We start from the raw sequence: 8727 nt of genomic DNA, 5'->3' as shown, positions 1-8727 counted from the left end.
GCATCCGGCGCCCGATCGAACAGACTCACGACAATCGTCGCCAAGAACCCCGCCGGCACCCCAAACACCCCCGAACTAATCGGCTCGATCCCAAACCATCTGGGCCCCACGAACCCCGTCATCTGCCGAAAGTACGGATACGTCGACACGATGTAATACACGCACACGCCCAGCCCCGCGATCATCCCCGCCACCGCCCCCCGCTTGGTCGTCCGCTTCCAGAACACCCCCAACACCAGCACAGGGAAAAAACTCGACGCCGCCAACGAAAACGCGGCCCCAACGAGAAACAAAATATTCCCCGTATTGAGCGACGCCACATATGACGCGAACAGCGCCACCCCCAGCAACAAAATCTTCGAAATCGTCACGCGGCGCTGGCTCGATGCCGCGGGATCGACCATGTGGTAATAGATGTCGTGCGACAACGCATTAGCGATCGTCAACAGCAATCCATCCGCCGTCGACAACGCCGCCGCCAGTGCCCCCGCCGCCACGAGCCCCGAAATCACATACGGCAGCCCCGCAATCTCCGGCGCGGCCAGCACCACCATGTCGGGCCGCATTCGAATCGCCGACCATCGGATGATGCCGTCGCCCGTCCCACCGTCGATGCCAATCAGGCCCGGTTCCGCGCGGTGCCACTGCGTCACCCATGCCGGCCAATCGGACATCGAGCGCCCAACCAGGTGCGTCATCACCTCGTACTTGATCAGCACTGCCAGCGCCGGGACAGTCACGTAAAAAAGCGCAATAAAAAACAGCGTCCATGCAACCGATCGCCGCGCGGAACTGACCGACGTCGTCGTGTTGTAACGCGACAAGATGTGCGGCAAGCTCGCCGTGCCCAGCGATAAACACAGCAGCAACGAAAGAAAGTTGCGCTCGTGCGTGCGTCGCCCCCGTTCATCGGCGGAAGGAAACGGGTCGTACATCGGGACGGGATCAGTCGCACGCGCCAGCAAATCGTCGCGCGTCTGCGTCCACACCACACGCGCGGCCGCCGCATCGCGCGGAAAGGCTTCGAGCGCGGCTTCCCGCTCATGAATGTCCCGCAACGGTCCGTTCCGACGACGCAAGGCGTCGAGTTCGCGCATCAAATGCACTTTGTCGGTCAAATACGAGCCCGGCAGCGCGGCGATCTTCGCATCGATCTGCGCGGCCCGCTCTCGATACGACACGCGAATGCTCCGCTCTTCCGGCGAATCGCGCACGATGCGATCGAGCGTTTCCATCCGCTCCATCATCCGGCCGTACGTGAGCTGCGGCACCCATCCGAGTCCGTCCTTATGCGCGATCATCGCGACGGGAATCAAGAACGCGCTGATGAGAATCACGTACTGCGCCACCTGCGTCCATGTCACCGCACGCATGCCGCCCAGGAACGAGCAGACAAGAATACCGGCCAAGCCGCACGCAATACCGATCGCAAAATCGACGCCGATGAAGCGCGTCGCGATAATCCCCACGCCCTGAATCTGAGCCACCAGATAAACGAACGAACACAAGATCGCCGCCATCGCCGCGATGCCGCGCACGACATTGCTCGAATAGCGCGTGCCGAGAAAATCCGGAATCGTATAACGCGCAAGCTTGCGCACGTACGGCGCAAGCAGAAACGCGACAAGGCAATAGCCGCCCGTCCAACCCATCACATACGCCAGCCCGTCGTAGCCCGTCGCGTACAGCGAACCGGCCAACCCGATGAACGACGCCGCCGACAACCAATCGGCCGCCGTCGCCATACCATTGAACGCCGCCGGCACACGCCTGCCCGCCACGTAGTATTCGACGAGATCTGACGTACGCGACAGCAAACCGATTACGGCATAAACGGCAATCGGAACGAAGAGGAAAACATAGCCCACCCAGACGCCGGGCCCCGTCACCCGCTCTATCCGCCACATCGTGTAGATGAACAGAAAGAAGCCCAGCGTATAAAGCACATAGGCCCGAACCAGCCGGTTCACGAGCCTCATCGTGTTGCCTCACTCACGGGGTGGTTGGCCGAGTCGTCCGCCGCGGCCTGTCGCAGGCGGCGGTCGGCGCGGGCCATGGCGATGATATACACCGCGATCAGAATCAAGTAGACGACGATCGCCCCTTGCGCGCCCATATAAAACGGCAGCCGGAACCCAGCCACCCGCACGCTCGTCAACGTCCGGGCAAACAGCGGCACCACAAAGGACACGACGAACCCGATCAGCATCAATACGCTGATCAACATCACGTTGAAGCGCCAATAGCGCCGATGCGCAAGCATCATCGCCTTCGATACCGGAGGCGGTTCAAGCGAACGTTGAGCAATAGGATCGAGAGAACGAGGCGCGGCCATGCGCCTATGTATCAAAAAGGCGCGGCACGGGCAATTGGGATTGTCCGCGTATCGCGTCCGGATCGGGGCCCCCGCACGCTATGACGACGGCGAAGGGAAACGTTGCGCCCGCTCGATGCGAGCGCAACGATGTCGTTCAACCATCAACCATCAACGATCGCCGATCAACGCACCTGCGCCAGCTGCTCGAGGATCGCGGGATTCTCGAGCGTGGAAACGTCCTGCGTAATTTCCTCGCCCTTCGCCAGCGAGCGCAGCAAGCGACGCATGATCTTGCCCGAGCGTGTCTTCGGCAGGTTGTCGCCGAAACGCACATCCTTGGGCTTCGCGATCGGCCCGATTTCCTTGCCCACCCAGGCACGCAGTTCGTTGGCAATCCTGGCGGCTTCTTCGCCTTCCGGACGCGGCCGCTTGAGCACCACGAATGCGACGACAGCCTCGCCCGTTGTATCGTCGGGCCGGCCCACCACGGCCGCCTCGGCAACGATCGGGTTCGACACGAGCGCCGATTCGATCTCCATCGTCCCGAGCCGGTGGCCCGATACGTTGAGGACATCGTCGATACGGCCCATGATCGTGAAGTAGCCCGTCTGCTTGTCGCGCACCGAACCGTCGCCGGCCAGGTACAGCTTGCCGCCCAGCTCAGCAGGGAAATAGCTCTTCTTGAAGCGCTCCGGATCGCCCCACACGGTGCGCAGCATCGCCGGCCAGGGGCGCTTGACGACAAGAATGCCGCCCTGCCCGTTCGGCACATCCTGGCCCGTTTCATCGACGATGGCGGCCATGATGCCCGGCAGCGGCAATGTGCACGAACCCGGTACCAGCGGCGTCGCGCCCGGCATCGGCGCAATCATGTGGCCGCCCGTTTCGGTCTGCCACCATGTATCGACCACCGGGCAACGTCCGCCACCCACCTGCTCGTAATACCAGACCCAAGCTTCGGGGTTGATCGGCTCGCCGACGGTGCCGAGAATACGCAGGCTCGACAAGTCATAGCTCTTCGGTTGCACCTTCTGATCCGCCTCGGCGATCTTGATCAGCGAACGGATGGCGGTGGGCGCCGTATAGAAGACGCTGACCTTGTGCTTCTCGATCATGTTCCAGAAGCGGCCGCCGTCCGGGTACGTCGGCACGCCTTCGAACACGACTTGCGTCGCACCGAGCGCAAGCGGCCCGTAGGTGATGTACGTGTGCCCGGTGACCCAGCCGATGTCGGCCGTGCACCAGAAGATATCCGACGGCTTCCAGTCGAATGTCCATTTGATCGTCTGCGCGGCCCAGAGCAGGTAGCCGCCCGTGCTGTGCTGCACGCCCTTGGGTTTGCCTGTCGAGCCCGACGTGTACAGCACGAAGAGCGGATGCTCGGCGCTCAGCCATTCGGGTTCGCACGTTTCGGCCTCTTGCGCGGCGGCTTCGTGCATCCAGATGTCGCGCGCCGCGTCCCATTCGACGCTGCCGCCCGTGCGGCGATAGACGAACACGCTCTTGACGGCTTCGCATCCGCCCATCGCGAGCGCTTCGTCGGCAATGCGCTTGAGCGGCAGCGCCTTGCCGCCGCGCATTTGCTCGTCGGCCGTCACGAGCGCGACCGCGCCGACATCGACCAGCCGCTCGTTCAACGATTTCGACGAAAAGCCACCGAACACGACCGAGTGCGGCGCGCCGATCCGCGCGCACGCCTGCATGGCGACGACGCCTTCCACCGACATCGGCATATAGATCACAACGCGATCGCCCTTCTTCACGCCGCGCCGCTTCAACGCATTCGCGAAGCGGCAGACCCGCGCCAGCAGATCCTGGTACGTCACATGCGTGACGCTGCCGTCGTCGGTCTCGAAGATGAGCGCCGTACGCCCGCCGTTGCCGGCCTCGACGTGACGGTCCAGGCAGTTGTACGACGCGTTCAGCTCGCCATCTTCGAACCACTTGAAGAACGGTGCGTTCGATTCGTCGAGCACCGTCGAAAACGGCTTGTGCCAGCTCAGCGTCTCGCGCGCCAGCCTGCCCCAGAATCCTTCGTAGTCGCACTCGGCCTCGGCCATCAGCGCCCGGTATGCGTCCATTCCCGAAATGGCCGCCCCGGCAGTCGCCTCGGCGGACGGCGAGAACACACGGCTTTCGTGAAGAACCGATTCAATCGCAGACATCGACTACTCCCTTATGGACAAAATGAAACCTTCAATTCGGCGCCGGCCCGGCGGATATGCCGTCGAGCCGCGCAAGAACGCATCGAATGCCGCGCCGCAGCAACGCTGCGCCGTGGGCATCCCGTCTCGCACGATAGTCGTTGCACAGTAAAGGGCACAACTTACCGGGTTCTTACAACGCGCGCCATTGGCCGTTCGTTCGATCGCAAATTGTTATTGCAGCTGTGCTTCGGCGCGCGCCAGTCGGGTTTACGAGGCCATGTCCGGTCTTCCGGTCTCTATCGTGTAGCGCTTCCTACAATGCTAGCCGAACTTCGCTCCCGATCATGTTCGATGACGTCGCGCACGAGCGCTCGCGGCCGGCCTGTCGGGAGCGGGGACACGAAGCACGCGCCGCCGGTCACGCGTCGGTGGCTGCGTGCTGATGCCGGCAGCGTTGTCCTCGAAACGGCGCGCTGGACACGATCGACAACCAGATCGATACGTCGACGGGCACCGTCAAACCGCGGGCCCGGTGCCGCGCGGGCGGCCCTTGAGCCCCATTCGATACGCCATGCGGCGGCGCGGTACAATAGCGCGATTTTTCGCGCGCATTTCGGGCGCGATCGTTTTCGATTTGTCCGCCCCGTCCTCCACAGCACTCAGCCATGACAGTCATCAAACAGGAAGACCTCATCCAGAGCGTCGCCGACGCGCTGCAGTACATCAGCTACTACCATCCGCTCGATTACATCCAGGCCCTGGGCCGCGCGTACGAGCTCGAGGAAAGCCCGGCCGCGAAAGACGCGATCGCGCAAATTCTGACGAATAGCCGCATGTGCGCGGAAGGCCGCCGGCCGATCTGCCAGGACACGGGCATCGTCACGGTCTTCCTGAAGATCGGTATGGACGTGCGCTGGGCCAGCGAAAGCGGCGCGGCGACGATGAGCGTCACCGATATGGTCAACGAAGGCGTGCGTCGCGGCTATCTGAACCCCGACAACGTCCTGCGCGCATCGATCGTCAATCCGCCCGAAGGCGCTCGCAAGAATACGAAGGACAACACGCCGGCCGTCATCCACTACGAGATCGTGCCCGGCGATAAGGTGGACGTTCAGGTCGCGGCCAAGGGCGGCGGCTCCGAGAACAAATCGAAGTTCGCGATGCTCAATCCGTCCGATTCGATCGTCGACTGGATTTTGAAGACGGTTCCGACGATGGGCGCCGGCTGGTGCCCGCCGGGCATGCTCGGCATCGGCATCGGCGGCACCGCCGAGAAGGCGATGCTGATGGCGAAGGAATCGCTGATGGATCCGATCGATATTCAGGACATCATCGCTCGCGGCCCGCGCGATTGGATCGAAGAATTGCGGATCGAGCTGCACGAGAAGGTGAACGCGCTCGGCATCGGCGCGCAAGGGCTCGGCGGCCTCGCCACGGTGCTCGACGTCAAGATCATGGCGGCCCCGACGCACGCGGCCTCCAAGCCGATCGCGATCATCCCGAACTGCGCGGCCACGCGTCATGCGCACTTCACACTGGACGGCACCGGCGCGGCGCATCTCGAAGCGCCGCCGCTCGACGCCTGGCCGAAAGTGCAATGGGAGCCGAACACGGAAACGAGCAAGCGTGTCGATCTGAACACGCTGACGCCCGAGGAAGTCGCAAGCTGGAAGCCGGGCCAGACGCTGCTGCTGTCGGGCAAGATGCTCACGGGCCGCGACGCGGCGCACAAGCGCATCGCCGATATGCTGGCCAAGGGCGAGAAGCTGCCGGTCGATTTCACGAACCGCGTGATCTATTACGTCGGCCCGGTCGATCCGGTGCGCGATGAAGTCGTCGGCCCAGCCGGCCCCACCACGGCCACCCGCATGGATAAATTCACGGAAACGATGCTCGCGCAAACGGGCCTCATTTCGATGATCGGCAAGGCCGAACGCGGCCCCGTGGCCATCGATGCCATCAAGAAGCACAAGGCGGCTTATCTGATGGCCGTCGGCGGCGCCGCTTATCTCGTCTCGAAAGCGATTCGCGGTGCGAAGGTACTCGCGTTCGAAGATCTGGGCATGGAAGCGATCTACGAATTCGACGTCTCCGATATGCCCGTGACGGTGGCGGTCGATTCGACGGGGACGTCGGTTCATCAGACGGGGCCGAAAGAGTGGCAAGCCAAGATCGGCAAGCTGCCGGTCGTGACGGCCTGACCGTACGTAAGCGTGTACTGAGGCTGGCCAGGCACTGAGCGCAACAGCCGTACAGTGTCCTGCTCAGGGACGAAAGCCGGGCTCCATGCCCGGCTTTTTCGATGGGACGACCTCGGCCGAACGGCTGACATCGAGCGCGAAGTCTTGGCTTTTGCGGTGTCAGCGTTTATCGTTTGCGTTCAATGCCCCGTCAAGAAGGAATCTCTATGCAAGGCGACAAGAAAGTCATCGAATACCTGAACGCGCAGCTCAAGAACGAGCTGACGGCGATCAACCAGTACTTCCTGCACGCGCGGATGTACAAGCATTGGGGGCTCGAGAAGCTCGGCAAGCACGAATACGACGAATCGATCGGCGAAATGAAGCACGCAGACATGCTGATCGAACGTATCTTCATGCTCGACGGCCTGCCTAACTTGCAAGATCTGCACAAGCTGCTGATCGGCGAGGAAACGAAAGAAATCCTGGAATGCGATCTGAAGCTCGAACAGGGCTCGCAAGCGACCTGCAAAGAAGCGATCGCCTATTGCGAAACCGTGCGCGATTTCGTTTCGCGCGGGATCTTCACGACGATTCTCGACGACACCGAAGAACATATCGATTGGCTGGAGACCCAGCTCGATCTCATCGATAAGGTCGGCTTGCAGAACTATCAGCAATCCGCGATGGGCTCGCCCTCCGAGTCTTGACCGGTTTCTTCGTCCGCAGCTTCATTGTCTTTGTCGTTTCTGTTGCCCTTGTTGTCCCTTGTTGCCCTTAGCCGGCCATGACCGCACCGCTCGACGCCTCCTTGCCTGATCACTCGTTTTCGACGGAGTCGCCGCCGCGGCGCGGCCACGAAGCGCCGATCGGTATTTTTGATTCGGGGCTCGGCGGGTTGTCGGTGCTGCGGGCGATCCGGGCGCAGTTGCCGCATGAGGCGTTGCTGTACGTCGCCGATTCGCTGCATGCGCCCTATGGGGCGCGCGATAACGCATTCATCTCGGAACGTACCCTCGCAATCAGCGAGTGGCTCGTCTCGCAAGGGGCTAAGGCACTCGTCGTCGCCTGCAACACGGCCACCGCCGAGTCGATCGCGCTCGCGCGCGCGCGGCTGGCCGTCCCGATCATCGGCGTGGAGCCCGGCATCAAGCCCGCGGCCGCGCAATCGAAATCGCGCACGGCGGGGGTCCTGGCCACGCAAGTCACGCTGCGCAGCGAACGGTTTCGTTCGCTGATCGAGCGCTATGCGGCCGATTGCCACTTCATCTGCCAACCGGGCCACGGGCTCGCTGATGCGGTGGAACGCTGCGACATCGATTCACCCGAGGTGCGAGCCCTGCTCGCGCGCTATATCGAGCCGATGCTGGCTGCGGGGGCCGATACGCTCGTGCTGGGGTGCACGCATTACCCGTTTCTCGATGCCGCGATCCGCGACATCGCCCGCGATCGTTTGACGCTCGTCGATACCAGCGTGGCCATCGCCCGGCAGCTCGAACGGGTGCTCGAGACGAACCATTTGAGCGCGCCGGCCGATCGGCAACCCGCGCCACCCCGGCTGTGTTCGACCGACAACGGCGTACACATGCACCGGCTGGCCTCCACGCTGCTCGGGCTCGACGGTCCGGTCGAATGCGTCTCGATCGGCACGCGCGGCGGCACGCCCGATCAATCGCACGCGGCTTGAGCCTGAGCCTGAGCGAAGGCTGGGCTGGGCTGGGCTGGGTCGGGCTCGGCCGCGGCAGGCCCTGTCGCCGCCAAGCTCCCTTAGCAGGAAGGCCCTCACCGCCCGACCGTTCATTCGCCCGATCACCCGACGGCAGCCCCTACCGCTGCGATTTCCCCGCCAATCGGGGCACGATCTCCCACGTACGCCTGTTACAAAAAATAAGACACCGTGCTTGCCAAGCGCACAAAACGAAATGATAATAGTTCGCATTAACGTTTTGTTTTCGCTTCAGTCATGATCGTCTGCGTGTGCAAGTCCGTCTCCGACCGCAAAATTCGCGCTGCCATCGCGGAAGGCGCGGACACGTTCGATGAATTACAGTTCGAACTCGGCGTTGCCACGTGTTGCGGCAAA

7 protein-coding genes are annotated in these 8727 nt (G+C 62.8%); 4 read left to right on the top strand and 3 right to left on the bottom strand.

The window, feature by feature from the left end:
- From ACTHL0_RS16195 to acs, 3 genes are all read right to left on the bottom strand, one after another.
- Positions 1-1979, bottom strand: a 1979-nt coding sequence (locus ACTHL0_RS16195; protein ID WP_440567823.1) for a sodium:solute symporter family protein, incomplete at its 3' end; no start/stop codon positions are given.
- Positions 1976-2335, bottom strand: a complete 360-nt coding sequence (locus ACTHL0_RS16190) for a DUF4212 domain-containing protein (protein ID WP_440567822.1) — start codon at positions 2333-2335, stop codon at positions 1976-1978. The genes ACTHL0_RS16195 and ACTHL0_RS16190, both read right to left, overlap by 4 nt.
- A gap of 164 nt (positions 2336-2499) precedes the next feature.
- Positions 2500-4482, bottom strand: coding sequence for an acetate--CoA ligase (gene acs / locus ACTHL0_RS16185; RefSeq protein ID WP_440567821.1), 1983 nt, complete (start codon positions 4480-4482; stop codon positions 2500-2502).
- Between the two features lie 647 nt (positions 4483-5129).
- Between acs and ACTHL0_RS16180 the strand changes: the two genes are divergently transcribed.
- The 4 genes from ACTHL0_RS16180 to ACTHL0_RS16165 form a co-directional block, all read left to right on the top strand.
- Positions 5130-6665 carry a fumarate hydratase gene (locus ACTHL0_RS16180; RefSeq protein WP_440567820.1) on the top strand — a complete coding sequence of 512 codons (1536 nt, stop codon included), beginning with the start codon at positions 5130-5132 and terminating at the stop codon, positions 6663-6665.
- 206 nt (positions 6666-6871) lie between these two features.
- On the top strand, positions 6872-7354 hold the full coding sequence (gene bfr / locus ACTHL0_RS16175; protein WP_440567819.1) for a bacterioferritin: 483 nt from the start codon (positions 6872-6874) through the stop codon (positions 7352-7354).
- 77 nt (positions 7355-7431) lie between these two features.
- Positions 7432-8331 carry a glutamate racemase gene (gene murI, locus ACTHL0_RS16170; RefSeq protein WP_440567818.1) on the top strand — a complete coding sequence of 300 codons (900 nt, stop codon included), beginning with the start codon at positions 7432-7434 and terminating at the stop codon, positions 8329-8331.
- A gap of 276 nt (positions 8332-8607) precedes the next feature.
- On the top strand, positions 8608-8727 hold a 120-nt coding region (locus tag ACTHL0_RS16165), incomplete at its 3' end, for a (2Fe-2S)-binding protein (RefSeq protein WP_440567824.1).

Origin of the sequence: Trinickia sp., assembly GCF_051961175.1 — a bacterium.
GTDB lineage: Bacteria > Pseudomonadota > Gammaproteobacteria > Burkholderiales > Burkholderiaceae > Trinickia.
Note: the sequence above shows the minus strand (reverse complement) of the source record. Positions and strands in the feature narration are given on the sequence as shown.

Bases quoted from the DNA above. Each gene is read 5' to 3' on its own strand.
- ACTHL0_RS16190 (WP_440567822.1), bottom strand. From the start codon at position 2,335: ATGGCCGCGCCTCGTTCTCTCGATCCTATTGCTCAACGTTCGCTTGAA.
- murI (WP_440567818.1), top strand. From the start codon at position 7,432: ATGACCGCACCGCTCGACGCCTCCTTGCCTGATCACTCGTTTTCGACG.
- bfr (WP_440567819.1), top strand. From the start codon at position 6,872: ATGCAAGGCGACAAGAAAGTCATCGAATACCTGAACGCGCAGCTCAAG.
- ACTHL0_RS16180 (WP_440567820.1), top strand. From the start codon at position 5,130: ATGACAGTCATCAAACAGGAAGACCTCATCCAGAGCGTCGCCGACGCG.
- acs (WP_440567821.1), bottom strand. From the start codon at position 4,482: ATGTCTGCGATTGAATCGGTTCTTCACGAAAGCCGTGTGTTCTCGCCG.